The organism is Nonomuraea sp. ZG12 (assembly GCF_052068115.1).
GTDB lineage: Bacteria > Actinomycetota > Actinomycetes > Streptosporangiales > Streptosporangiaceae > Nonomuraea.
Window position 1 is genome coordinate 149310 of record NZ_JBQHCW010000004.1, and the last position, 24387, is coordinate 173696.

Consider the following 24387-nt stretch of genomic DNA (forward strand, 5'->3'; position numbering starts at 1 on the left):
TGCCAGGCGACTACGACAACTCCGACAGATCGATCACCACCTCGTCCTCGACCGGCGGCTCCAGCTCCTGCCGCAGGCAGCCGGTGGCGGCCAGGCACCGCACGGTGAGCCGGTCCGGGGTGACCGACAGGTGCAGGAACTGCTTGAAGAACGGCGGGGTGTCCCAGTCCGACAGCTCGGACAGGTAGCGGTGGAACACCGTGCCCACCGGCAGCCGGAACGGCCACGGCCAGGAGCCGAGCAGCCGCGCCGCCCACCGCATCCGCGCCGTCACCTTCACCGGCTGCCCGATGGGCCTGACCGGGGTGTTCTTGATCTGCTCGGCCATGATGCAGGCCGCCTCGTCGGGCGTGAGGCCGATCCACTTCATGCGCAGCCGCTTGGCGTAGAGCTGGCTGTAGAACGACAGCGAGTCCCCGCGCAGCGGATAGCTCCGGTAGTCGTCCTCGTGCACCCCGCCCACGTCCACCCGGCGGATGGTGTGGGTGGCGTGCATGAAGGCGCCCGCGCCGCCCGAGACGATGTACTGGATCACCCGGTCGCCGACCTTGACGGGGTAGCGCTGGTAGTTGTGCACGTCGCCGCCGATGGCCGCGACGTAGCGGTGCCGGGGGTCGCGGACGATGTCGTCGACGGTGCCGCCGTCCTGGAGCTTGGACGGTTTGTACTCGTTGCGGGTGTAGATCGGCTTGCCGGTGACCAGGATCTTCGGGCGGGGGTCGAGCGACACCTGGCGCAGCCACGCGGTCTGCTCGCGGTCGATCATCCCCCCGATGCCGGTGTCGACGCCCACGACGAGCAGGCTCGGGCTCTCGATCACCCAGTACGGTCCCGGCTGCGCGGCCTGCTCGGCCGGTTGCTGCGACGGCCGGCTCCTGAGCTCGCGCGCCTCGGCGAGCACCCGCTCGTCGATGGTCTCCGGCCGCCGCCACAGCAGCCCGCGCGGCCCCCGGTCCGGTCTGGGCTTGAGCGGCGGCGCGTCACAGAACACCCGCATGAACCCGCCCAGCCCGTCGTACCAGTCGTGGTTGCCGGGAATGGCGTAGATCGGCGCGTCGTAGTCCTGGTACGGCCGGAAGAACTTGTCGCCGTACTCGTTGCCCGACCCCGCCGGATAGAGCACGTCGCTGGCGATCACCGCGAAGGCGGTTCCCTGGCCCGCCTTGAGCATCCCCGGCACGACGGCGTACTGGGAGGCGTCGCCCTCGCCGGTGTCGCCCAGCAGCAGGAAGTCGAAGCTCTCCCCGAGGCCCGGCCTGATCCGGAACCCGGCGTCGGCCCCGCGCTCCCGTTGCGCGGCGACCCACCGCACGCGCACCTCCCCCGACGGGTCGCCGAACAGCCCGGCGAGGATCTCGTTCCTGGAGCGCCACAGGGTGCGTAAGTTCAGCCAGCTGAAACCATTCTTGTCCGGGCGAAGCCGGGTGAACGTGCCGATCTCCTGACAGGCCCACCCGGCGCCCTCCTCCGACACGCGGGACGACGCCCGCTTCCCCCGCTCTGCCGTGATTTCCACCATGACCACATCTTTGCCATGTCGCCCCGGAAGCGCACCCTGAAACGGAGAGTGCCGCCATAAGCACGGATGGTGTAGCGTCTACGCCCCAAGCAAGCGGTTGGCGTCCGCTAGGGAGGCTTCGATGCCCCGCAACGGTTCCGATGACGCACTCCGGCGAAGCTCCACGGCGGTGACGGCCGTCGAGGGCCTGCTCGCTTACGCGCAGACCCAGCGTCGTTGGGGACGGGGCGCGATCAGGAGCGCCGACCGGGCGATCGCCATGAGCCGTGCCCTGGTCGCCGAGGCTCCCGAGCACACGCCGCTGCTGGCCCGCGCGCTGCGCACCGCGGCCCGCCTGCACCTGCGACGCGGCCGGCCGGGCGACGCCCTCCCGCTGGCCGAGGAGGCGGCCGGCCTCGCCAGGCAGTCGGGCGGCGCCCAGCTGACGCTGTGCCTGCACTGCCTGGCCGAGGTCTACCGGTCACTCCACCGCCACGCCGACGCCGTCGCCCTGATGTCCGAGGCGGACGACCACCCACCCCCGGAGTGACCCACCGCGACGCCCCCGGCCAGGACCCTGCACGGGCCCGCCTCAGCCGATGCCGGGGTTCGGGATTCGGGATTCGGTACGGATCTCGCCTCAGGGGATGCCCGGGTTCGGGATTCTGGACGGATCCCGCCTCAGGGGATCAGGACGCCTGGGTTCAGGATGCCGGTGGGGTCGACCTCGTTCTTGACCGCGCGCAGGATCGCCGTGCCCAGGGGGCCGATCTCGGTGGCGTAGGCGTCGCGGTGGTCGCGGCCGACGCCGTGGTGGTGCGAGATGGTGCCGCCGGCCCCGACGATCGCCTCGTTCGCCGCCGCCTTCGCGCGCTCCCACTGGGCCAGCGGGTCGGCGTCCTGCGCGGTCACCACGGTGAAGTACAGCGACGCGCCGGTCTCGTACACGTGCGAGATGTGACACATGACCAGCGGCGAGCCGAGCGAGCCGAGCATCGCCAGCCGGACCGCGTCGTACAGGCGGGGCAGGCCCGCCCAGAAGCACGCGGTCTCCAGCGTCTCGACGGTGGCCCCGGCGGCGAGCAGCGAGTCGCGCAGGTAGGGGGCCGAGAAGCGGCCGCGCGCCCAGGCCTCGCCGGGCTCGGCGCCGAGCGGTTCGCCGCCGTGGCCGGACAGGACGGCCGAGGCGGCCGCCCGGCGCTCGGCCACCCGCGAGCCCTCGTAGCCGGTGATCACCAGGCAGCCCGGGTCGCCGCCGCCGATGGCGTCCGGGCGAGCCAGGCCGATCATGGTCTCGGTCTCGTCGGACAGGCGCAGGACGGTGGGCGGCGGGCCGTCCTGGGCGAGGGCGCGCAGCGCGGCGGCGCCCGCCTGGAAGCCGGGCAGCCGCCAGCCTTCGTAGAGGCGCTCGGCGGGCAGGCGGCGGACGCGCAGGCGGAGCCCGGTGATGACGCCGAACGCGCCCTCCGAGCCGAGGACGAGCTGGCGCAGGTCTGGGCCGGCGGCGGACTTGGGCGCCCGGCCCAGGTCCAGGGAGCCGGCCGGGGTCGCCACGGTGAGGCCGACGACCATGTCGTCGAAGCGGCCGTAGCCGGCCGACGCCTGGCCGCTGGAGCGGGCCGCCGCGAAGCCGCCGAGGGTGGCGTACTCGTAGGACTGCGGGAAGTGGCCGAGGGTGAGGCCGTGCGCGGCGAGCAGGCGTTCGGCCTCGGGCGCGCGCACGCCGGGCTCGAAGGTGGCGATCATCGACTCGGTGTCCACGTCGACGAGCCGGTCCATCCGGCTCAGGTCCAGGCAGACGACGCGGGTGAAGCCGGCGCGGGAGGCCGCCAGGCCGCCGACGACCGAGGTGCCGCCGCCGAAGGGGACGACGGCGACGCGTTCGGCCGCGCACAGCCGCAGCAGGCGCGTCACCTCGTCGTGGGTGCCGGGCAGCACCACGGCGTCCGGCGCGTCCGCGCCGTCGCCCGCGCGGATCCGCATCAGGTCGGGGGTGGACTTGCCGCGGGTGTGCCGGACCCGCGCTTCATCAGATGTCAGGACATGTTCGGCGCCGACCAGGTCCGTGAGCGCCCGGATCTGCCGGGGCTCCAGCGCGACCGGCGGAAGGCGTACCGACTCCAGGGTGGCGGCGGGAGCGGTCGGCGCGCGCACGCCCAGCAGGTCCCGCAGCAGCGCGTGGATCTGTTCGGGGAGCTCGCGGGCCTGGGCGGGATCGCCCCAGCCCGACCAGAGCATGGGTTCGGAAGGCACGCATACACTGTGACACATGCCGTCGATTCGTCACAATGAGGGTGTGCTCGACGCCGCCCGGGACTGCGTGCTCGCCTATGGCGTGCGCCGCACCACGCTCACCGACGTGGCCCGCCGGGCGGGGGTGTCGCGGATGACGATCTACCGGCACTGGCCGGACGTGCGCGCGCTGGTCGCCGACCTGATGACCCGCGAGTGGGTGAAGATCATCAACGGGCTCGACCTGTCGGAGCCGGTGCCGGCCGTGGTGACGGGGGTGCGCCGGATGCGCGAGCACCCGCTCTGGCGCAAGATCGTCGAGGCCGACCCCGAGATGCTGCTGCCCTACCTGCTCGACCGGCGGGGCACCAGCCAGGAGGCGGTGCTGGACATGCTCGAGCCCGTGCTGGGAGACACCCGCAAGGCCAGGGCGGTGCTGCTGATCGCCCAGTCGTTCCTGGTGTCGGCCCCGACCATGCTCGGCCCGCCGACGCTGGACGACCTCGACGCCGAGCTCGCCGCGATCCTGGAGGCCTACCTTGGATAGCTCGCTGAACGCCGCCAGGAGGACCAGGGAGCTGGCACGGGCGGCGGAGGAGACCGCCGATGTGCTCGTGGTGGGGCTGGGCGCGACGGGCGCGGGCGCGGCGCTGGACGCCGCCGCGCGCGGGCTGAGCGTGGTCGCGATCGACGCGCACGACCTGGCGTTCGGCACGTCGAGGTGGAGCTCCAAGCTGATCCACGGCGGCCTGCGCTACCTCGCCAGAGGCCAGGTGGGCGTGGCCTACGAGAGCGCGATGGAGCGCGGCCTCCTGCTCACCCGCACGGCCCCGCACCTGGCCAGCGCCTTCCCGTACGTGCTGCCGCTCACGCCCGCCGTCTCCGGCCGCCAGGCGGCCCTGGTGATGACCGGCTACCGCCTCGGCGACGGCCTGCGGGCCGCCGCGCGCACCCCGCGCCGCCTGCTCCCCGGCCCCTCCACCCTCAGCGCGGCCCGGGCGCGCGAGCTGGCGCCCGCGCTGATCCGGTACGGCCTGCGCGGCGGACTGCTGTCCTGGGACGGGCGGCTGCTGGACGACGCCCGGCTGGTCGTGGCCGTGGCCAGGACGGCGGCCGGGCACGGCGCCCGGATCCTGACCCGCTGCCGGGCCCTGGAGCTGTCGGGGACGGGCGCGCGAGTGCGTGACGAGGTGACGGGCGAGGAGTGCGCCGTCCGCGCCCGGGCGGTGGTCAACGCGACGGGGGTCTGGACCGGGACGCTGGACCCCGCGGTGCGGCTGCGCCCCTCGCGCGGCACGCACCTGGTGCTGAGACCCGGCGCGCTGCCGGGGCTGCGGGCCGGGCTTCACGTGCCCGTTCCCGGGGAGAGCAACCGGTTCGCGCTCGTGCTGCCCCAGCCGGACGGTCGCGTCCACGTGGGGCTCACGGACGTCGCCGTGGACGGGCCGGTCCCCGATGTGCCGGAGGCACCGGAGGAGGACATCAGGACGCTCCTGGACGTGCTGAACACGGTGCTGGAGGCCGGCCTGCCGCGCACGGCCGTGGCGGGGGCCCACGCGGGCCTCAGGCCGCTCCTGGCGGCCGACGGGCGCTCCGCGGACCTGTCGCGCAGGCACGCGGTGCTGGCGCGTGACGGGATCGTCACGGTCGTGGGCGGCAAGCTGACCACCTACCGGCGGATGGCCGAGGACGCCGTGGACCGGGCGGTCGCGGTGCGCGGCCTGCGCGCGGGACCGAGCCGGACCGCCACGCTGCCGCTCGTGGGAGCCGGGCCGGTGCCCGCCGGGGCGCGGCCGGGACTGGTCCGCCGCTACGGCGCCGAGGCGGCGGCCGTGGGGCGGCTGGTGGCGGCGCACCCCGAGCCGGTCGGGCTCGGGCTGACCCTGGGCGACCTGGTCTGGTCGGTCCGGCACGAGGGCGCGCTGGACGTGGACGACCTGCTCGATCGCAGGACCAGGATCGGTCTGGTCGCCGAGGATCGGGAGCGGGCCGCAGGGGTAGCACTCGGGGCATTCCGCTGAAATAGCACCCTTCCGTTAGGTTAGTCTTACCTAATCAGCGGAAGGGGGCCGGTGTGGCGAAGGGCTGTGAGCACGCGGAGGGTTGCCACACCGGTGGCATACCCACCCTGGCGAGCGCCACGGTGGGCGCCCGGCTCTGGCTGCTCATCGAACACGAAGGCCCGTGGCCGTCACATCTGGAAAACTCCGAGCTTCCTGAGAACGTCGCCAAACTGGTCACACGGGCGCTCGAACGCGGTATCCGCCCGCAGCTGATCCGCCGCCCGGGAAAGCGCACCCGCCCGAGACAGCAGGGGATCCGTGTGCTACTGGGCTACGCCGTGGGCGACGATCCGTGGCTGGCCGGCGGTGTCGTCGCAGGTCCTGACGATCTTGACCTGGACGCGCTGGTGGCCGGAGTGGTCCCCGAGTCCTGCATACTTGAAGACGAGCCGGTATTTCTGGTCTGCACGCACGCCAAGCGCAATGTGTGCTGCGCCCGCATTGGATTGCCCCTCGCTCGTTCGCTGGCAGATTTCTTGCCGGACAGAGTATGGGAAACGTCACACGTTGGCGGCGATCGGTACGCCGCCAACCTCGTGTGCTTGCCACACGGAATTTTCTACGGCAGCATGTCTCAGGCCGCTGCGATCGCAGCGGCTGACGCGTACCGGTCGGGCGAGATCATTCTCGACCGTTACCGGGGACGCGCAGGCATCCCTGAGCCATTGCAAGCCGTCGAGCATTTCGCCCGAACCCATACGGGAGAGTGCTCTGTCGGCGCAGTGGCCGTGGAATCCTCAAGGTCGGACGGCGACGTCACCGAAGCCATCGTGCGCTGCGGAGACGTCCGGTTCCAGGTTGTGATCGAGCCATCGGCGTTCCAAGCGCCGTGTGGCACGGCTTGCGCCGAGAAGATCACCACCTACCGGCTGGTTTCGCTGGACAGGCTGACCCCTGTGCGGTATGCCACGCCTGCCCTCAGCTGACCAAGGGAACATCACGGTCCTGGATTGCGTTGGAACAGATAAGCCAAGCGTCCAATGCGGCTTCAATTACCGAAATACCTCTCACGAAGGTGGTTTTCTCATGTCTCAGGTACGTCGGCAGCTCGCCCGCCCGCGCCCCAGCTGGGGTTGGCAGGATGATGCCGCGTGCCGGGGTGAGGACCTCGTGCTCTTCTTCGGCCCTGACGGAGAGCGGCAGCCCGAGCGCGATGTGCGCGAGCGCAAGGCCAAGGCGATCTGCGGCGGGTGTCCCGTCCGCAACGAGTGCCTCGACTACGCTCTGTCCCGTCCGGAGAAGTACGGCACGTGGGGTGGCCTCAACGAGGACGAGCGCGCCTCGGAGCGTCGCCGTCGCATGCGCCGCGCGGCCAGCGCCGGCATCTCCGCCGCCTGACCCCCGGCCACAGCAGTCGCAGAGCATCGCGTGATCCCGCAGTTGTCCCGATGATCCGGAGTCTGGCCAGCCAAGCCCAGACTCCGGCGAACCCGGTCGGGACAACTGCTTGATCAGGCGGACCTCAGCCCCCGCACCAAAAAGCCGCCGTCCGATTTCGGACGGCGGCTTTCGCATGCCCGCCGAGCGGGCCTGGCTCTAACTCATCCCCCTAGACGAGCAGGTCGTCGAACTCCCCGTCCTTGGCTCCCAGGACGAACGCGGTGATCTCGTCCTGCGTGTAGACCAGTGCGGGACCGTCGGGGAAGCGGGAATTGCGCATCGCCACCTCGCCCGTCGGCAGGGGCGCCACCTCAACACAGTTGCCGCTGGGATTGCTCCGCGCGCTCTTACGCCAGACGACGGGCAGGCGACGAGCGGGCGTTCCGTTCCGGAACTCAGGCATGAGTGCGACTCCTTGGCCTTACGGATGCACGTGCATCCGTGCTTACGGCCAGAGGATACGGGGGCGCGCTGATCTGCATATACGGGTTGACCAAAATTCCGGTATGCCGTGGATCACAGGGTTCAGGGGGGATTCACCCGTTGAGCAGGCGCTCCAGGAACCGCCTGGTCTGCTTGGGCTGCTCCGCCTGGACGCTCAGCCGGTCCATCACGCGGATGTAATGCTCGGTCTCGGCGGTCTTGTCCAGATAGAGGGCACTGGTGAGCTGCTCCATGTACACCACGTCGGGCAGCTCGCGCTCGGGAAAGCGCAGAATGCTGAACGGCCCGCCCGCCGCCGCGTGACCGCCCCGCTCGAACGGCATGATCTGCACGGTGACATTGGGCTCGGCCGTCATCGCCACCAGGTGCTCGATCTGCTCCCGCATGACGCCGGGCCCGCCGAGCATCCGGCGCACCACCGCCTCGTCGATGACCGCCCACAGCGTGAGCGGGTCCTCCCACGAGAGCCTTCCCTGCCGGGTGGTGCGCAGCCGGACCCGGCGATCGAGCTCCGGCTCCGGCGCCCTCTCGTGGGCCAGCGCGATCACCGCCCGGGCATAGCGGGGCGTCTGGAGGAGGCCGGGGACGAACTGGTTCTCGTAGGTGCGGATGATCGAGGCGGCGCCTTCGAGCCCGATGTAGACCTCGAACCAGCCGGGCAGCAGGTCACCGTACTTGTGCCACCAGCCGGGGGCGTTGGCCTGCCTGGCCAGGGCGAGCAGCGGCGCCTGCTCGCCGGGGTCGGTGACGCCGTAGAGCGACAGCAGGTCGGCCACGTCGCGCTCCTTGAAGCTGACCTGGCCGAGCTCCAGTCTGCTGATCTTGGCGTGCGAGGCGCGGATGGAGTAGCCGGCGTCCTCGCGGGAGATGCCGCGCCTGGTGCGGAGCCTGCGCAGTTGCGTGCCGAGCATGATCCGCAGCACGGTCGGGCTACCCGGCGCGTGCTTCAGGATGGAGCTGCTCCGCACACTTTCGGCGCGCTCTTGGCTCAACGTCATCTCTCCCAGATCATCTGCACGTGCAGATGCGATTTGCATCCGTAAACGCGGAAAAGTCTTGCATCACCAAGCGCTCCCCGTAAAGATGGGCTCTTGGATCACCAGACCGCGTTTCGGGGGCCACATGACGACTTTCGACGCCCGGCCGGAAGCCGCCAGCGGCACCCGGCCGCCGGGATGGCTTTCGGCCGTCCTGATCGACGGTCGCCCCAGTGACTGCGACGCGGTCTTCACCTTCCATGATCTCAGTGCGTTCGAGCCCGGCTGCGTCTCCATGGCCAGACGGTTCATCGACCAGACGTTCGGCTCGTGGGGGGCCGAACGGGTCACGTTCGACACCCAGCTGGTGGCCTCGGAGCTGGTCACCAACGCGATGCGGCACGGAGGCGGGGCGATCCAGCTGCGGCTGCTCCGCCACGACGCCGAGTTCGCCTGCGTGGTCGCCGACCACAACCAGCGGGCGCCGATCGCCGCGGTGACGGACATCTTCGCGGAGTACGGCCGCGGGCTCCGGCTGGTGGACGCGCTCTGCGCGGACTGGGGCTGGCTCACCCCCCGGGGGCCGCGCAAGCTCGTCTGGGCCGTGCTGCGGGGTTAGCCCTCAGGCCGGGTTCTGGCCAGCACGTCCAGCACGTCGCCGTCGGTGAGCTGGTCGAAGTGCTCGTACCACTGCCCGACCGCCCGGAAGTCGATCGGCGCGCACAGCACCACCACCTCGTCGGCCTCCCGCCTCATCGCCTCCACCGTGTCGGCGGCGCCGACCGGCACCGCCAGCGTCACCCGCGCGGGCTTGGCGGCGGTGACCGTCCGCAGCGCCGCCCGCGCGGTCGCGCCGGTGGCCAGACCGTCGTCGACCACGATCACCTCGCGGTCCTCCAGGGCGGGCAGCGGCCGGTCTCCCCGGTAGACCCTGACCCTGCGGGCCAGCTCCCGCCGCTCGGCCGCCACCACGCGCGCCAGTGCCTCGGGGGTGAGGCCGAGCCGGGCCAGCAGGTGCCGGTCGAACACCGGCTCGCCACCCTCGGCTATCGCGCCGACGCCCAGCTCGGGCTGCGGCGGATAGCCGATCTTCCGGGTGACGAGCACGTCGAGCACGCCGCCCAGCCTGCGCACCACCGGTTCGGCCACCTCCACCCCGCCACGCGGCAGCGCGAGCACCACCGGGTCACGGATGGCGAGCAGCCGCTCGGCGAGCAGCGCTCCGGCTTCCTCACGGTCGACGAACACGCGCTCCATACGGTGGTCGTACCCGCTGGCCCGCGCTTCGCACGACCAGCCGGGCTACGGCCGGTTGCGGCCCGTGCGGCGCATCTCCTTGTGGATGACCTTCCACTTGTTCTGCATGTCCTTGCGCAGCCGCGCGTCCGTGCGCGAGGCCATCCAGGCGGCCTCCCGCTGGAGCTTGCGCCAGCTCTGCAGCCGCCGCTCGGGCAGCTCACCGCTCTCCACCGCCTCCTGTACGGCGCAGCCGGGCTCGCTGTCGTGCCCGCAGTCGTCGAACCGGCAACCGGCGGCCAGCTCCTCGATGTCGGCGAACACGAGGTCGACGCCCTGGCTCATCTCGTAGAGCCCGACCCGGCGGATGCCGGGCGTGTCGATGATGAGCCCGCCGCCGGGCAGCGGGATGAGCTCCCTGTGCACGGTGGTGTGCCGGCCTCGGCCGTCGCCCGCGCGCACCTGCTGGGTCTCCATCACGCCGTCGCCCGCCAGGGCGTTGACGAGGGTCGACTTGCCGGCGCCCGACGGGCCCAGCACGACGGCCGTGCGGGAGTCCTCCAGATAGCCGCGCGCCAGCTCGACGCCCTCGCCCAACAGCGAGGACACCGCGTGCACGTCCACTCCCGGCGCGGCGGTGCGCACGTCGTCGAGCAGCTCCTCCAGGCCCTGCTCGAACAGGTCGGACTTGGTGACCAGGACGACCGGGGTGCCGCCGGACTCCCAGGCCAGCGCCACCAGCCGCTCGATGCGGCCGAGGTCGGCGTAGTCGGTGGAGTGCATGGACGGCTCGGCGACGAAGACGACGTCGACGTTGGCGGCCAGCACCTGGCCCTGGCCGTCGCCCGACAGCCCGCCCCGTGAGCCGCGGCTCACGCCGCCGCGGACGAACGCGGTGTGCCGGGGCAGCACCTGGTCGAGCTCGTAGCGGCCCTCGGGCAGCTCGGTGAGCGCGGCCCAGTCGCCCACGCACGGCAGCGCGACCGGATCCTCGGCCGACGCCCGACGCACCCTGGCGCCGTACTTCACCCGGTGCCTGCCGTCGGCGGCGATGACTTCGGCGGCCCCGCGGTCGACTCGGGAGACGCGGGCCGGGACGGTGCCGTCAGGCAGCTCGGCGGCGCGGGACGCGGTCCAGCCGAGCAGAGAAAGATCGAAAAGCAACGGAGTTACACCCTTTGGGTTGAGAAGGAACCCGGGTGGTCTAAGCGCGCACCCGGAGGCTGATGGACGGCATGCCGAACAGCACAGTCCGCATGGTCCCCACCTCCTCGCTCAGTCGCTGAGGTGACTCTACGCATCCGCCCCCGGGGGACGCAATCCGATTTTCGGCCCGTCGCGCTCATTCACACCCGATCGATTGAACCCGGACGGGTATGCCGGCCGTACTTCCTGCCGACGGACTCGAGAAAGGGGAATGATGCGACTGAGCACGTATCCCCCACCCTCGGCCGAGGGAGCAGCCCCCATGGGCAAGCCGCGGTTACGCCACTGGCTGAGGCGCGTGCGCCCCGACCCCGACGTGATCGTGTCCGCGCTCTACCAGCAGTACCACCGGCCGTTGCTGGCCTTCGTGATCCGTCTGACCGCGGGTGACAGGCAGTGGGCGGAGGACGTCGTACAGGAGACCATGATCCGCGCCTGGCGCAGCGCGGAGCGGCTCGATCCGGAGGCGACCTCGCTCATGCCCTGGCTCGCGACGGTGGCCAGACGTATCGTGATCGATGACCGGCGGCGACGCGAGGCCCGGCCCCAGGAGTCGGGCGACGGACCGCTGGCGAGTTTGCCCGTGCCCGACGAAATGGAGGGGCTCCTGCACCAGGTGGTCGTGTCCGAGGCGCTCAAGGCGTTGTCACCGGCCCATCGCGAGATCCTCAACGAGACGATCCTGCGCGACCGGTCGGTCAACGACGCCGCCCAGACGCTGGGCATCCCCGTGGGCACCGTGAAGTCCCGGGTCTACTACGCGGTCCGCGCCCTGCGGGTCGCGCTCGAGGAGAGGGGGGTGACGGCGTGACCTCGCGAGTGGAGCACACCGACGTGGGCGCCTACGCCCTGGGGCTGCTGGACGAGGACGACCGGCTGGCCTTCGAGGCCCACCTTCTCCGCTGCCGGTCCTGCGAGGTGGAGCTGTCGGAGCTGTCCGGCGTGGCCAGCGCGCTGACCGGGCTCGGGCCCGTGGAGACCGCCCCTCCTACCCGGGAACGGCCGGCCGAGGTGATCGACCTGCTCCGCCGCAAGCAGGCCGCCGACCGGCGCACCCGCAGGAGCACGTTTCTGATCGGCGTGGCGGCCTCCATCGCCCTGGTGGTGGGCGGACTCACGGTCGGCGCCCAGTTCGGCGGCCAGAGCGCGACGCCGCCCGCCGCGCACAGCGCGCAGATGGGGCCCGCCGAGCAGTTCTACGCCATGGGCACGCCCCTGCCCGGCGTCGGCGCCGACGGGGTGAGCGGCGGGCTGGTGCTGGAGTCGAAGGGCTGGGGCACCCACGCGGCGCTCGAACTGTCAGGCGTCAAAGGGCCGCTGGAGTGCGAGCTCGTGGCCGTGGGCAAGAACGGCGAACGCCGGATCATGATGGGCTGGGCGGTGCCGACCCCGGGCTACGGTGTGCCGGGCTCCCCCGACCCGCTCTACATGCACGGCGCCGCCGCCCTCACGCAGGACGAGATCGACCGCTTCGAGGTCGTCACCACGGCGGGCCGCAAGCTTCTGACCGTCGAAGTGTGACGCTTCAGGAGTCGTTCTCCGCCCGGCCCATCCGCCAGTAACCCATGAAGGCCACCGAGCGCCTGTCCATGCCGCGCTCGGCGACCAGGTGCCGCCGGAGCGTCCTGATCATCGAGGCCTCGCCGGCCAGCCAGGCGTAGAGCGACCCGGACCGCGCCGGCTCCTCGGGCACCTCCCACAGCTCGTCCACGTCGACGTCGACGTCCTCGACGGGGCCGGTCGGCACCGGTGCGGTGAGCAGCCGGCCGGCCGCCGACCGCACCTCGGGCACCAGCCGGCCGCCGTGCTCGGCGCCCTCTCTGGCCAGCCACGTGATCTTCACCCGGCTGGGCGAGTCGACCGGCAGGAAGTCGGCCTGGTGCGGCACCTCCAGCAGAGCCTCGCCCTCGGTGTCCGCCGGCAGGCGCTCCAGGATGGCGAGGATCGCGGGGACCGCGGTCTCGTCGCCGGCCAGCAAGATCGTGCCCACGTCGGCCGCGGGCTTGAACTCCACGCCGCCGTGGCCGCCGTCGTGGCGGGCGTCCGGGCCGAACAGCACGGCCTCGTCCCCCGGCCGCGCGGCGCCGACCCACCGCGCGGCGGGCCCGCCGCCGTCGCCGTGCAGCACCACGTCCATGTCCACTTCACGCATCGACGGGCGTACCGCGCGGACGGTGTAGGTGCGCATGGGATTACGCTGATCATCGGGCAGTGCCTGCCAGCGCTGATACCAGCCGGGCCCGTTCGGCAAGCGGGTCAGGCCGTGCTCCGCGATCGGCATGATGAGCTTGATCCGCTGGTCGAACCCGTTGTCGGCGAAGAATTGAAGATCGTCGCCGGTGAAGGTCACGCGGGCGAAGGACGGGCTCAGGGGCGCCAGATTTCGTACGCGCACGTCGAACATCCGGAAAGGCTCGGTCATCAGGACTCCAACAGTAAGGTTAGGCTAACCTACTTTAGATGGGGCGGCCTGGCCGACAAGGGTGCGCGTTTGCCCGTACATGAGCGCCGGGACGGCGACGCCCCGCCGCACGGCTGTGCGGCGGGGCGTCGTGGCGGGGCCTACAGGCCGGGGGCGGGGAACTGCGCGGTGAGCTCGCTCACCTCGTGGTGCACGCGCGTGATGACGTCCTCGGCGTCGCCCTTGGCCAGGGCGCTGACCACCTCGTCCATCCAGGCGCCGATCTGCCGCATCTCCGCCTCCCGCATGCCGCGCGAGGTGACCGACGGCGTGCCGATGCGGATGCCCGACGGGTCGAACGGCTTGCGGGTGTCGAACGGGACGGAGTTGTAGTTGGTCTCCAGCCCGGCCCGGTCGAGCGCCTGGGCGGCGGGCTTGCCGCCGATGCCCTTGGGCGTGAGGTCGAGCAGGATCAGGTGGTTGTCGGTGCCGCCGGAGACCAGGTCGAAGCCGCGCGCGGCGAGCTCCTCGGCCAGGGCCTTGGCGTTGGCGACCACCTGGTGGGCGTAGGCCTTGAACTCGTCGGTCGAGGCCTCGCGCAGCGCCACCGCGATGGCCGCGGTGGTGTGGTTGTGCGGGCCGCCCTGCAGACCGGGGAAGACGGCCTTGTTGAGCGCGGTGGCGTGCTCGTCGCTGGTGGCCATGAGCATGGCGCCGCGCGGGCCGCGCAGCGTCTTGTGGGTGGTGGTGGAGATGACGTCGGCGTGGCCGACCGGCGACGGGTGCGCGCCACCGGCGACGAGGCCGGCGATGTGCGCGATGTCGGCGGCCAGCACGGCGCCCACCTCGCGGGCGATGGCCGCGAAGCCCTCGAAGTCGATGGTGCGCGGGATGGCGGTGCCGCCGCAGAAGATGAGCTTGGGCCGGTGCTCCAGGGCCAGCTCCCTGACCTCGTCGAGGTCGATGCGGCCGGTGTCCTGGCGGACGCCGTAGCGGACCGGGCTGAACCACTTGCCGGTGGCGGAGACCGACCAGCCGTGCGTGAGGTGGCCGCCGAACGGCAGGCCCATGCCCAGCACGGTGTCGCCCGGCTGCAGGAACGCCATGTAGATCGCCAGGTTGGCGGGCGAGCCGGAGTAGGGCTGGACGTTGGCGTGGTTGACGCCGAACAGCGCCTTGGCCCGCTCGATGGCCACGGTCTCGACCTGGTCGATGACCTGCTGGCCCTCGTAGTAGCGCTTGCCTGCGTAGCCTTCGGAGTATTTGTTGGTCAGGACGGTGCCGGTGGCCTCCAGCACGGCCTTGGAGACGTAGTTCTCCGAGGCGATCAGCTTGACGGTGTCGGCCTGGCGGCGCTCCTCCGCCTGGATGAGCTCGGCGATCTGCGGGTCGACGCTAGCGAGAGAACTCATGACTCTCCTGTCATCATTGACATCTTGCGAAGACCCAGGCGCACGGCCTCCGCTCCTTCCGCTCCCCGGTGGTCGATCCCACCCAATGCGCCAGTCGCGTCGCCTCCGACGATATCGGAAGTGGGACCGGCTCGATCCTGGAGCGGGGGCGTCCTCGGCCGGCTACCTCGCGCGGCCGACGCCGCCGGAGAGGCGGTCCACCTCGGCGTTGAGGATCGCCCCGATCAGCACGGCCAGCGCGGTGATGTAGAGCCACAGCAGCACCGCGATGGGCGCGGCCAGCGAGCCGTAGACCGAGGCGGGCGAGAACCAGGCGGCCAGCACGGCCCGCAGCACGCCGGCGCAGAGGATCCACAGCAGCAGCGCCAGGATGGCCCCCGGCAGCTCCCGCCACCACTTCGTCCGCACCGGCACGCTCACGTGGTAGAGGACGGTCAGGAAGAGCACCGAGCCGACGATCACCACCGGCCAGTAGAGCAGCTCGATGAGGCCGCCGTACTGCGCCGGCACGCCGCTCTTGAGCAGGGTGGGGCCGATGACCAGGATGGGCATCACGATGATGCCGATGACCAGGCCGATCAGGTAGAGGCCGAAGGACATCAGCCGGGTGCGGATGATGCCGCGCTCCTCGCCCAGCCCGTAGGCGACGGAGATGAGGTCGACGTAGACGTACAGGGCGCGCGAGCCCGACCAGAGCGACAGCAGGAAGCCGAGCGAGATGATCGACACCTTGCCCGCGTCGTCCCTCAGCACGTCACTGAGGAGCGGCCGGACCACACTGGTGATCGTGTCCTCGGTGAACAGCAGGCCGGCCCGGTCGATGACCCAGGCCTCGATCTCCCGCACCTGCTGCCCGCCGATCCAGGTGCCGATCTTGGTGAGCACGCCGATCAGGCCCAGCACGAACGGCGGCAGCGACAGCAGCGCGAAGAACGCCGCCTCACCGGCCAGACCGGTCACCCGGTAGGTCACGCCGGCATTCGTGGTCGCGCGCACAAGCGCCCACGACGTCGTACCGTTGATCCAGCTCAAGCCGGCTCGGGCAGTAGCGGCGAGCCGCCTCTTGGACCGGCTAGGCGCATCCGTGGACGTCATCGCACCCAACGCTGTTTCGCAGTTAGTCGTCGGTTCAGCTTACGTCCCGGACGTCCTGCTCTGGTCGTTGTCGACGATGCGTGCGCCGAGCGGTAGCAACGACACGGGAATCATCTTGATGTTCGCCACGCCCATCGGGATGCCGATGATCGAGATGAACAGCGGGATGGACGTGACCACATGCCCGATGGCCAGCCAGATCCCGGCGACCACGCACCAGATGACATTGCCCAGCAGCGAGAAGACGCCGGCGTCCGGGTCGCGCTCCACGGTCCTGCCGAACGGCCACAACGCGTAGGCGGCGATCCGGAACGACGCCACGCCGAACGGGATCGTGATGATGAGGATGCAGCAGATGATCCCGGCCAGGGCGTAGCCGAGGGCCAGCCAGATCCCGGCGAAGACGAGCCAGATGACGTTGAGGATGGTGCGCATGCTGTCAGCATGTCACCGCGTGTGTCCCGGCTCATCAGGGATCACCCCGATCGTGGCCCTCGTCCTTCCCCGGGTGGCCCCGCGAAGGCCTGGGCGATCCGCATCCACGCCCGTGCCGTCTCGCCGGTGATCCGCAGGGCGGTGTCGGCGACGTGGATGCGCTGCGTGACGGCGAGGCAGAAGTCGAGCATCGGGCCGCTCACCACGTCCGCGGCGTCCTGCGGGCCCGCCGTCCACTCCCCGCCGCCGGGCATGGTGAGCTCGGCCCGCACCGGCCGGTCAGGCACCGGCAGGCCGCGTACGGCGAAGGAGTAGGGCAGGGCCATGAACCCGATCCGCGCGACGTGCCGCAGCCGGTCGGTGGGCTCGCGGGTGACGCCGGCCGCGTCGGCGACGTCCTGACCGTGGGCCCAGGTCTCCATCAGGCGGGCGGTGACGAAGGAGGCCGCCGACATCTCGATGCCGTACCAGGGCAGGCGGCGGCGCGGCTCGATCGGGGCGAGCGTGCCGATGAGGCGGGCCCGCGCCGTGCCGAACCACGCGCGCAGCTCGGCCGGGGACATCCCGCGTGCCCGCACGGCGAGGTCGTCCACGGAGGTGCCGGTGTCGAGCATGTCGGCGAGCATGGCCTGGAAGGCGGCCGGGTCGGTGGCCGCGGTGCTCGCTGCGTCGTCGAACCAGGCCAGGTGGCTCACCTGGTCGCGGACGGCCCAGCCCGCGGCGGGGGTGGGCAGCTCCCAGTCCGGTGGGCGCAGCCGATCCAGGAGGGTTTCGAGGCTCGCGGTTTCGGCGTGCAGGTCGTCGAGCAACTCGGCCATGAGATCCACGCCCGAAGCCTAACGCGAGCCCTGTTCGGGGAGAATAATGCAGGTGTGATCTGCGAGAACTGCAAGGAACGACGCCATGAGGAGTGCCGGGGCGGCTCCTGGTGCGACTGCCAGCACCAATCAAATACCCACCAACATGATACACCAGCGGGGCAGGATCTGACCATGGAGGCCGGCGAGCCCAGAGTGAACTGGCTCCGGGAGGGCTAGCATCGATCCATGTGATGAAGGTCACACTGTGTGGGCCTGGACGCTCCGGGAAACCCGTGAAAGCCCGGTCAATATACATACAGAGAAGGGGGAGAGAGGGAGCCGCGCAGTTGAGCGGGCTCCCCTCCCTTCTCCTAAAGATCTTGGGGGGTAGGGGGGTAGTTACCTACTAACTACCTACTTAACAAGACCAGGACGAAGTCCTGGTCTCTAGTTACTCACCTACCAAGTTAGGACCGACTCCGTCGGTCCCTAGAGGGTTCTTCCTTCTTCATCACCTCCAGTTCCGAGGCCAACCTCCTGGAGGTGATCCCCTCATGCCCAGAGCACCTCAGACGTGCATCGAGGCCGGCTGCCGGAAGACAGCCACCAAGAGGGGTCGCTGCGACACCTGCTACCAGCCCTGGGCTCAGCAGAGCCCAAGGAACCGGGACAGACCCTCCAACGCCGCGGCGCTGATACGCCGCGCCAGACGACGAGACCGGGACACCTGCTACAAGTGCGGGGCCCACGGCCCACTGGTGGACCACAAGATCCCAGTCGCCGAGGGCGGCTCCTGGTCCCTGGAGAACATGGCCTGCATCTGCGACCCATGTCACCGCTCCAAGTCCCGAGAGGAGGCCGCGCGAGGGAGAGCGCGTCGCCCATGAATGAAGATCTCAACTCGACTTGCAGCCCAGGTCGCTGGTGTGGCTCTTGTCCCACTCCTTGCTTCCTTAACGGTGAAGGCGACGCCTTCGACTCCCTCCTCGACCAAGATCCCGACTCCGAGTTCGACGAGCTCTCCGAGGCCGTCAACGACACCGACACCTTCGCCCTCGGATGCTCCCGCTGGGAAGACCCCGAGGCCGACTGCGACGCCTGCGCTGGAAATTTCTTTTGTTTCGCGGACGCTGAATCGGCCGTCTAAGACCAAGCAGATCAACGCGCTTCTGCGCGCCGCGAAGCAGGAGGTTGGTACCGCTGGGGTGCCCAACAAGTACACCCGGTGGTACTCCAAGCTGAAGGGCTCTGAGTACCTCTACGCCGAGTGGTGCGCCATCTTCCTGGCCTGGTCAGCGGAGAAGGCCCACGTACGGGCCAAGACCGGCACAGCGGCGTACACGCCGGCCTGGGCCGCCTGGTTCGCCAAGAACGGCAAGTGGGGCACCAAGCCGAAGCGCGGCTCGATGGTCTTCTTCGACTGGAAGGGCGGCAAGAGCCGCTCCGGAATTGACCACGTCGGGATCGTCGAGAAGGTCCACAGCGACGGCACCATCACGACCATCGAGGGCAACCACAGCAACACGGTCGCTCGCGTGAAGCGAGCCGCCTCGATCGTCGGTTACGGCCATTGGGCCTGAAGGACTCGGGATGCCAGCAACGATCCGGCTAAGGGCTGGGGGGCTGGTGGGGTGCGGGAGGTGGGGGCCGCACCCAGTACTTCTTTCTTCTACCTGAAGGGTGACTCACATGGCGTCTTCCAAGCCTGCTCCCAACTCCAAGCCGAAGCCCAAGCCGGCTCCTCAGAAGGCCCCGGCCAAGAAGACGGCCAAGGGCAAGCCCGCTCCCGGCTTCGAGCACCGCTCCGCCAGGGCGAGGTACTCCAAGGAGGGCTGATGGCAGGCGTTGGACCCCCTCCCAAGGAGAACGCTGTCCGCCGCAACGCGGTGGACCTGAGCCACCTTGAGGGTGACGACGACGTCCCCGACAAGCTCAAGAAGCTGTTCAAGCGCGATGGCTACTCAGTGGCCACCCACCGCTGGTGGGACACCTGGGTCGACTCCGACCAGTCCGAGAGCTTCAAGGCCACCGACTGGCAGCGACTCCAGATGCTCGCGCCTCTGGTGGAGGCGTACTACAAGCGCCCTGGCCACAACGCCCTGGCCGAGATCAGGCAGAACGAGAGCCTCCTCGGCGCGACCGTGACCGACCGCATGCGCCTACGCATGAACAAGAAGGACAACGACCAGCAGGGCTCCGAGAAGCCCAGCTCACTCCCCGAGAACGTCGCCGACATGGATCTGTACCGACAGCTCGGAGGCGCATAACTCAAGAGGGAGGTGACCGGCCATTCAGACCGGAAACCTCCCCGAGGGTGTTCCGCACCCCACGCGCAGCCTGGGCTACCAGATCCTGCGCTGGGGCGAGACCTACCTTGTCCAGCCGGACGGCGAGAACGCCGGCCAGCCCTGGCAGTTCACCGTCGAGCAGAAGCGCTTTATCCTGTGGCTCTACGCCATCGACGACAAGGGCAAGTGGCTCTACGACTCCGCCAGCCTGAGACGTTCCAAGGGCTGGGGGAAGACCCCGGTCCTCGCTGCTCTGTCGATCATCGAGTTCATCGGCCCCTGCCGGTTCTCGCACTTCGACGAGAACGGCTTCCCAGTCGGTAAGCGGGTCGGTCTGCCCCTGGTGCAGATCGCAGCTACCTCGATCGATCAGACGGCCAACACGCGAGACATGATCCGCGGCATGCTGGCCAACTCGCCGGCAGAGCTTGAGTTCGATCTGGAGCTTGGCAAGGAGCGGATCCAGTTCCGCTCCGGCAGGCCCGGCCGTATTGAGCCCGTCACCTCCTCCAGCCGCGGCCTGGAGGGTGCTCGTCCTACCTTCGTCGTCGCCGACGAGACCCACCACTGGGTGCCGTCCAACGGAGGCATCTCGGTCTTCGAGGTGCTGGACAGAAACATCCGTAAGACGGCCGGCTCGGGCTCGCGCTTCGTCGAGTCGACCAACGCGTTCAACCCGAACGAGGACTCGGTCGCTCAGCGCACCTACGAGGCGTATCAGAAGAAGCCCAACGGCAAGCTGCTCTACGACTGCATCGAGGCTGACTCCGATGAGATCGACCTCAAGGACACCGAGGCCGTCACCCTCGGCCTGAAGCAGGCGTACGGCGACTCGCACTGGGTGGACATCGAGGGCCTGGTCGCTGCGATCCAGGACCCGCGTACGAGTGTGGCACAGGCGTACCGCTTCTACTTGAACAAGATTCAGGAAAGCGCGGAGACCTGGCTGGCCCGGCCCATCTGGGATGGCCTGCGCAAGGACGACGACCCGATCAAGGCCGGCGACCAGATCTCGATCGGCTTCGACGGCTCGCTCTACTCAGACTCCACGGCGATCGTGGGCTGCCGCCTGAGGGACGGCAAGCTCTTCATGATCCATCTGGATGAGCAGCCTGATCCCAAGTTCGTGAAGAACGCTGCCGACTGGCAGGTGGACACGCTGCTGGTGGACCGTAAGATGCGGGAAGCCTTCGCGACCTACCGCGTCGAGTGGGCGTTCTGTGATCCGTCGTACTGGCAGAACGTCGTCGGTACCTGGGCGCTGGACTTCAAGGAGTCCGACCGGGACGGACGGGACATCGTCTTCGAGTTCTCCCCCCAGCGTGCCCGGCAGATGTGTGACGCGATCGAGCGCTTCCACACCGCGGCCTGCCTGGCGGAGGACCTCTGCCACGACGGCAACCCGGACCTAGGCCGGCACGTCACCAACGCGGTCACCTACGAGGTGCCCCAAGGGACCTTGATCCGCAAGGAGTCCAAGAAGTCCCGCAAGAAAATTGACGCCGCCATCGCGGCTGTCCTGGCGTACGAGGCCAGGGGCGAGGCCATCGCTGACGGACGCATGAAGGTGCGCCGCAGGGCCCGCATTCGCAGCTACTGACACAGGCCCTCGGCCACGCCGGGGGCCTCTTTCATGCCCAGATACAGGAGATTGGTAGCTTATGGCCCTCGGCCGCATAGGGGGCCGCCCCCAGACTCCGCTGGAGTGGATCAACTACCTCGAAGGAAAGTTGTCCAAGCAGCGCGCGGACGTACGCAAGTACTCCGCGTACTACGACTCCGAGAACAAGACCCTGTCGTATGCGCAGAAGAAGTTCGCCGAGATCTTCGGCGATCTGTTCGTCGGCTGGCGCGACAACTTCTGCCCGCTCATCGTGGACAGCATCAGTGAGCGCCTGAGGATTCAGGGCTTCCGGATGGGTCCGGAGGAGCCCGCAGACAAGGACGCCAACCTGATCTGGCAGCGCAACCGCCTCAACGCCGAGAGCAACGCCGGCCACATCGACGCCCTGATGGGCGGTGCCGCGTACCTGACGGTGTGGGGCGATGAGGACGACAAGGCGATGGTCGTACCCGAGAGCGCCGAGGACGTCACCGTCCAGTACGAGCCTGGTAGTCGGCGCAAGCGCGCCGCCGCGATGAAGCAGTACACGGACGACTGGGGCGACGAGCACGTCACCCTGTGGCTGCCGGACGGTGTGCACACTTCCGACCGGGTCAACGACGGTGGTAACGGTCGTCGGTGGACTGATCCGGTGACCGAGAAGAACCCGCTCAAGGTGGTTCCGGTCGTTCCCCTGCTGAACCGTACGCGGCTGAAGCTGACTCCGTTCTCGGAGCTGGCCTCGATCATCCCGGTGCAGGACGCCATCAACAAGGTGGCGGCTGACGCGCTGGTGGCCTCGGAGTTCGCGGCCTTCCCGCAGCGAATTTTGAGTGGGGTCGAACCGCTACCCGACGACCCCACTTCCGGTGAGGTTGAGGCTGCCCGTCAGGAAGCCATCAGGGCCTACATCGACCGCATCTTGACCTTGGACAATCCCGATGCCAAATGGGGTCAGTTCGAGGCCGCGGACCTGAACAACTATGTGGTGCTCATCGACATGCTGGTCCAGCACATGGCCAGCCAGTCCAGGGTGCCCTTCCATTACTTCTTGTTGAACGGCGGCCAAGCCCCGTCCGGCGAGAGCATCACCGCAGCAGAGGCCGGCCTGGTGGCCAAGGCCCGAGAGCGGATGCTGCATTTCGGAGAGTCCTGGGAAGAGGCCATGCGCCTCGCGTTCCTGGTCGAGGGCGACATGTCCAAGGCCGAGGCATACGACGCAGAGGTCATCTGGGACGACCCCGAGTACCGTAGCAAGGCACAGCTAGCCGACAGCCTCCTGAAGATGAAGGAGCTCAACGTCCCGGACAAGCAGCTCCAGGAGGAGTACGGCTACACCCCCACGCAGATCGAGCGTTTCGATCAGATGCGTGAGGAGGAGATGAAGCGTCAGAAGGAGCTGGACGACAAGTACGGCCCCAAGGACGTGGACCCTCTCACCGGCAAGCCCATCGCTGGGCCGGCCGGTAGCAAGCCTCCCGCTCGCGGCGAGGCCAAGCCGAAGACCGCCCAAGACAAGGTCGCTTCGGTTGAGCGCCAGAAGGCCGCTTAGTACCACCCCTCAGCACGCCCCCAGGCCCGAGCCGACATGGCATCGGGCCACTCAGCCCCCCATCCGACATGGAGAAGGACCTGATGACGGACACCCAGCCCAGCACCGACCCTCAGACCGCGACCGAGCCGGTTACGCCTGCCGCCAATCAGCAGGATGGTAGCCCGGACGTCAAGGACTGGGAGGCCGAAGCTAAGAAGTGGCAGCACTTCAGCAAGAAGCACGAAGCCAACTGGCAGAAGGCGACCACTGAGCTTGCCGCTCTGAACCAGGCCGGTATGACCGACGCGGAACGCGCGGTCGCCGAGGCCAAGGAGCAGGGCCGCAAGGAGGCTCTGGACTCCGTCATCACCGAGCGTGCACAGCTCAAGTTGGAGGCAGCAGCCGCGAAGGCCGGCGTGGATCTCACCACGCTGATGCCGCTGCTCGACACCTCCAAGTTCCTCGCCAACGGCGATGTGAACGATGCCGCGATCAACGAGTTCGTCACCGGCTACGCCGGTAGCGCGCCGAAGGCCCCCAAGTTCGCACAGGGCTTGGGCATCGGCCCGCAAAGCGACTCCCGTGCACCGGGCCAGCTCACTCGCGAGGAGCTCGCCCGACTGAGCCCCCGTGAGCGTGTGCAGGCCCGCAAGGACGGTCGCCTGGACGCGCTTTTGCGCGGCGAAATCTAACCCTCCCGCATACAGGGCCCTCGGCAGCAGCCGGGGGCCTTTCGTATGCCTACCGTAAGGACCCTCTCCCTTGGCTACCACGTTTACTGATGGCCTCTACGCCGACGGCGGCGCGAGGCTGACCAACGGCACCGCTGGTGTCTTCATTCCCGAGCTGTGGAGTGCACAGCTCCTGACCGACACTGAGGACCAGCTCGTCCTCGGCAACCTGTTCGGTACGTCCACGTACGAGGGCGAGTTCAAGCGTGAGGGCGATGTCATTCGCATCCCGCACTTCGTGGACACCGTCACCGACAAGGGCGTTGTGCCGGCCTACGGCACGATCACCGGCCGGGACAAGGCGCAGCTTGAGTACATCAAGATGCAGGTCGCCAAGGGCAGCTCCTTCAACTTCGAGGTCGACTCGCTGCACCAGCTCCAGACCAAGCAGGGCATCGACCTGATGACCGAGCTGGTCCGGCAGCGTGCCCGCAAGACCGCTCTGGCTCTGGATGCTCTGGTGGCTACCGCCATCGTCCAGGGCTCGATCGAGACCGCCGTGGCCTCCGGCGTCGGCAAGGACGCCAACTCCGACGGCGGCACCGCTGCGCTGCACGGTCTGGTCGAGACGGTTCCGCTGCCCACGGGCACGACTGGCCGCTACAACCAGGTCGTGGACATGCTGTCCCTGCTCGACGACGCCAACAGCGAGGGTGAGCAGTTCCTGGTCATCGGGACCGCCATCAAGGCGGAGTTCTTGAAGATGAAGGAGTTCATCGACGCCAGCCACTGGGGTGGCGCTCCTGTCATGGTGAACGGCTTCTTCGGCGTTCTGCTCGGCGTCCCGGTCATCGTGTCCAACACGATCGGTACCCGCATCACCCGCAAGGGCAAGCAGGCCCAGCTCACGGAGTCGCACGACGCCGCGCGGGCCGTGGACATGATCCTCGGTACCCGTGGCTCGGTCGCCGCGGTCATCCCGAACGTCGACATGAAGGTCTACGAGCCCGAGGACTCGTTCACCCAGGCGGTCAAGAGCCGTATCCACTACGACTCAAAGGTCATCGCCCCCCACGAGATCGTCGTCGGTGCCGGCGTCGCGGCCTGATCCG

Annotated in this window: 27 protein-coding genes and 1 riboswitch; of the genes, 16 read left to right on the forward strand and 11 right to left on the reverse strand. The window is 69.3% G+C overall.

Going from position 1 to position 24387, the window contains the following annotated elements:
- Window positions 1–10: 10 nt before the first annotated feature.
- Complete coding sequence (locus ACTMTF_RS14970) at window positions 11–1519, reverse strand: metallophosphoesterase family protein (RefSeq protein WP_441111158.1); 1509 nt, start codon at window positions 1517–1519, stop codon at window positions 11–13.
- Window positions 1520–1640: 121 nt separating this feature from the next.
- Between ACTMTF_RS14970 and ACTMTF_RS14975 the strand changes: the two genes are divergently transcribed.
- The gene (locus ACTMTF_RS14975) at window positions 1641–2048 is read left to right on the forward strand and encodes a hypothetical protein (RefSeq protein ID WP_441111159.1); all 408 of its coding nucleotides are present in this window, start codon (window positions 1641–1643) and stop codon (window positions 2046–2048) included.
- A gap of 131 nt (window positions 2049–2179) precedes the next feature.
- Here the strand turns inward: ACTMTF_RS14975 and ACTMTF_RS14980 are convergent, their stop codons facing one another.
- The gene (locus tag ACTMTF_RS14980) at window positions 2180–3736 is read right to left on the reverse strand and encodes an FAD-binding oxidoreductase (RefSeq protein ID WP_441111461.1); all 1557 of its coding nucleotides are present in this window, start codon (window positions 3734–3736) and stop codon (window positions 2180–2182) included.
- A 31-nt stretch (window positions 3737–3767) separates the two neighbouring features.
- Here ACTMTF_RS14980 and ACTMTF_RS14985 point away from each other — a divergent pair, with 31 nt between their 5' ends.
- The 4 genes from ACTMTF_RS14985 (at window position 3768) to ACTMTF_RS15000 (ending at window position 7131) form a co-directional block, all read left to right on the forward strand.
- A complete protein-coding gene (locus ACTMTF_RS14985; protein WP_397002546.1) occupies window positions 3768–4277 on the forward strand; it encodes a TetR/AcrR family transcriptional regulator in 510 nt (169 codons plus the stop codon).
- Window positions 4270–5751 (forward strand): glycerol-3-phosphate dehydrogenase/oxidase, encoded by a 1482-nt coding sequence (locus ACTMTF_RS14990; protein WP_441111160.1) that lies wholly within the window; start codon window positions 4270–4272, stop codon window positions 5749–5751. The genes ACTMTF_RS14985 and ACTMTF_RS14990 overlap by 8 nt, the downstream gene beginning before the upstream one ends.
- A gap of 53 nt (window positions 5752–5804) precedes the next feature.
- The gene (locus tag ACTMTF_RS14995; RefSeq protein ID WP_441111161.1) at window positions 5805–6719 is read left to right on the forward strand and encodes a sucrase ferredoxin; all 915 of its coding nucleotides are present in this window, start codon (window positions 5805–5807) and stop codon (window positions 6717–6719) included.
- Between the two features lie 100 nt (window positions 6720–6819).
- Window positions 6820–7131: a WhiB family transcriptional regulator gene (locus ACTMTF_RS15000; RefSeq protein ID WP_157245964.1), complete on the forward strand. Its 312-nt coding sequence runs from the start codon at window positions 6820–6822 to the stop codon at window positions 7129–7131.
- Window positions 7132–7342: 211 nt separating this feature from the next.
- Here ACTMTF_RS15000 and ACTMTF_RS15005 read toward each other — a convergent pair whose 3' ends face one another.
- Window positions 7343–7576 (reverse strand): DUF397 domain-containing protein, encoded by a 234-nt coding sequence (locus ACTMTF_RS15005; RefSeq protein WP_397002552.1) that lies wholly within the window; start codon window positions 7574–7576, stop codon window positions 7343–7345.
- Between the two features lie 133 nt (window positions 7577–7709).
- The gene (locus tag ACTMTF_RS15010) at window positions 7710–8609 is read right to left on the reverse strand and encodes a DUF5753 domain-containing protein (RefSeq protein ID WP_441111462.1); all 900 of its coding nucleotides are present in this window, start codon (window positions 8607–8609) and stop codon (window positions 7710–7712) included.
- A gap of 130 nt (window positions 8610–8739) precedes the next feature.
- Here ACTMTF_RS15010 and ACTMTF_RS15015 point away from each other — a divergent pair, with 130 nt between their 5' ends.
- Complete coding sequence (locus ACTMTF_RS15015; protein WP_441111162.1) at window positions 8740–9213, forward strand: ATP-binding protein; 474 nt, start codon at window positions 8740–8742, stop codon at window positions 9211–9213.
- Here ACTMTF_RS15015 and ACTMTF_RS15020 read toward each other — a convergent pair.
- Together ACTMTF_RS15020 and rsgA are read right to left on the reverse strand one after the other, a co-directional pair.
- Window positions 9210–9851, reverse strand: coding sequence for a phosphoribosyltransferase (locus tag ACTMTF_RS15020; protein WP_441111163.1), 642 nt, complete (start codon window positions 9849–9851; stop codon window positions 9210–9212). The genes ACTMTF_RS15015 and ACTMTF_RS15020 overlap by 4 nt on opposite strands.
- Window positions 9852–9896: 45 nt before the next feature.
- On the reverse strand, window positions 9897–10994 hold the full coding sequence (gene rsgA / locus ACTMTF_RS15025) for a ribosome small subunit-dependent GTPase A (RefSeq protein ID WP_441111164.1): 1098 nt from the start codon (window positions 10992–10994) through the stop codon (window positions 9897–9899).
- A 304-nt stretch (window positions 10995–11298) separates the two neighbouring features.
- Here rsgA and ACTMTF_RS15030 point away from each other — a divergent pair, with 304 nt between their 5' ends.
- Together ACTMTF_RS15030 and ACTMTF_RS15035 are read left to right on the forward strand one after the other, a co-directional pair.
- Window positions 11299–11847, forward strand: a complete 549-nt coding sequence (locus ACTMTF_RS15030; RefSeq protein WP_441111165.1) for a sigma-70 family RNA polymerase sigma factor — start codon at window positions 11299–11301, stop codon at window positions 11845–11847.
- Window positions 11844–12557 carry an anti-sigma factor family protein gene (locus ACTMTF_RS15035; protein WP_441111166.1) on the forward strand — a complete coding sequence of 238 codons (714 nt, stop codon included), beginning with the start codon at window positions 11844–11846 and terminating at the stop codon, window positions 12555–12557. The genes ACTMTF_RS15030 and ACTMTF_RS15035 overlap by 4 nt, the downstream gene beginning before the upstream one ends.
- Window positions 12558–12561: 4 nt before the next feature.
- On the opposite strand, the gene ACTMTF_RS15040 is transcribed toward ACTMTF_RS15035, so the two are convergent.
- From ACTMTF_RS15040 to ACTMTF_RS15060, 5 genes are all read right to left on the reverse strand, one after another.
- Window positions 12562–13458: a siderophore-interacting protein gene (locus ACTMTF_RS15040; RefSeq protein ID WP_441111167.1), complete on the reverse strand. Its 897-nt coding sequence runs from the start codon at window positions 13456–13458 to the stop codon at window positions 12562–12564.
- Window positions 13459–13598: 140 nt separating this feature from the next.
- Window positions 13599–14849, reverse strand: a complete 1251-nt coding sequence (glyA, locus tag ACTMTF_RS15045; protein WP_441111168.1) for a serine hydroxymethyltransferase — start codon at window positions 14847–14849, stop codon at window positions 13599–13601.
- A gap of 25 nt (window positions 14850–14874) precedes the next feature.
- A riboswitch (ZMP/ZTP riboswitch) is annotated at window positions 14875–14950 on the reverse strand.
- Window positions 14951–15011: 61 nt separating this feature from the next.
- A complete protein-coding gene (locus ACTMTF_RS15050) occupies window positions 15012–15845 on the reverse strand; it encodes a YihY/virulence factor BrkB family protein (RefSeq protein ID WP_441111169.1) in 834 nt (277 codons plus the stop codon).
- A 138-nt stretch (window positions 15846–15983) separates the two neighbouring features.
- Complete coding sequence (locus tag ACTMTF_RS15055; RefSeq protein ID WP_397002568.1) at window positions 15984–16379, reverse strand: YccF domain-containing protein; 396 nt, start codon at window positions 16377–16379, stop codon at window positions 15984–15986.
- Between the two features lie 41 nt (window positions 16380–16420).
- Window positions 16421–17197: a TIGR03084 family metal-binding protein gene (locus ACTMTF_RS15060; protein ID WP_441111463.1), complete on the reverse strand. Its 777-nt coding sequence runs from the start codon at window positions 17195–17197 to the stop codon at window positions 16421–16423.
- A 536-nt stretch (window positions 17198–17733) separates the two neighbouring features.
- On the opposite strand from ACTMTF_RS15060, the gene ACTMTF_RS15065 reads away from it, so the two are divergent.
- The 8 genes from ACTMTF_RS15065 to ACTMTF_RS15100 all read left to right on the forward strand — a co-directional run bounded on the left by ACTMTF_RS15065 (window position 17734) and on the right by ACTMTF_RS15100 (window position 24383).
- Window positions 17734–18066 carry an HNH endonuclease gene (locus tag ACTMTF_RS15065; RefSeq protein WP_441111170.1) on the forward strand — a complete coding sequence of 111 codons (333 nt, stop codon included), beginning with the start codon at window positions 17734–17736 and terminating at the stop codon, window positions 18064–18066.
- 318 nt (window positions 18067–18384) lie between these two features.
- Complete coding sequence (locus ACTMTF_RS15070) at window positions 18385–18759, forward strand: CHAP domain-containing protein (RefSeq protein WP_441111171.1); 375 nt, start codon at window positions 18385–18387, stop codon at window positions 18757–18759.
- Between the two features lie 109 nt (window positions 18760–18868).
- Window positions 18869–19015, forward strand: coding sequence for a hypothetical protein (locus ACTMTF_RS15075; RefSeq protein WP_441111172.1), 147 nt, complete (start codon window positions 18869–18871; stop codon window positions 19013–19015).
- A complete protein-coding gene (locus ACTMTF_RS15080; RefSeq protein WP_441111173.1) occupies window positions 19015–19446 on the forward strand; it encodes a hypothetical protein in 432 nt (143 codons plus the stop codon). Before ACTMTF_RS15075 ends, ACTMTF_RS15080 begins: the two co-directional genes overlap by 1 nt.
- 424 nt (window positions 19447–19870) lie before the next feature.
- The gene (locus ACTMTF_RS15085; RefSeq protein WP_441111174.1) at window positions 19871–21067 is read left to right on the forward strand and encodes a terminase TerL endonuclease subunit; all 1197 of its coding nucleotides are present in this window, start codon (window positions 19871–19873) and stop codon (window positions 21065–21067) included.
- A gap of 130 nt (window positions 21068–21197) precedes the next feature.
- Window positions 21198–22622, forward strand: coding sequence for a phage portal protein (locus tag ACTMTF_RS15090; RefSeq protein ID WP_441111175.1), 1425 nt, complete (start codon window positions 21198–21200; stop codon window positions 22620–22622).
- 68 nt (window positions 22623–22690) lie between these two features.
- A complete protein-coding gene (locus ACTMTF_RS15095) occupies window positions 22691–23296 on the forward strand; it encodes a hypothetical protein (protein WP_441111176.1) in 606 nt (201 codons plus the stop codon).
- 70 nt (window positions 23297–23366) lie between these two features.
- A complete protein-coding gene (locus tag ACTMTF_RS15100) occupies window positions 23367–24383 on the forward strand; it encodes a hypothetical protein (RefSeq protein ID WP_441111177.1) in 1017 nt (338 codons plus the stop codon).
- Window positions 24384–24387 lie beyond the last annotated feature (4 nt).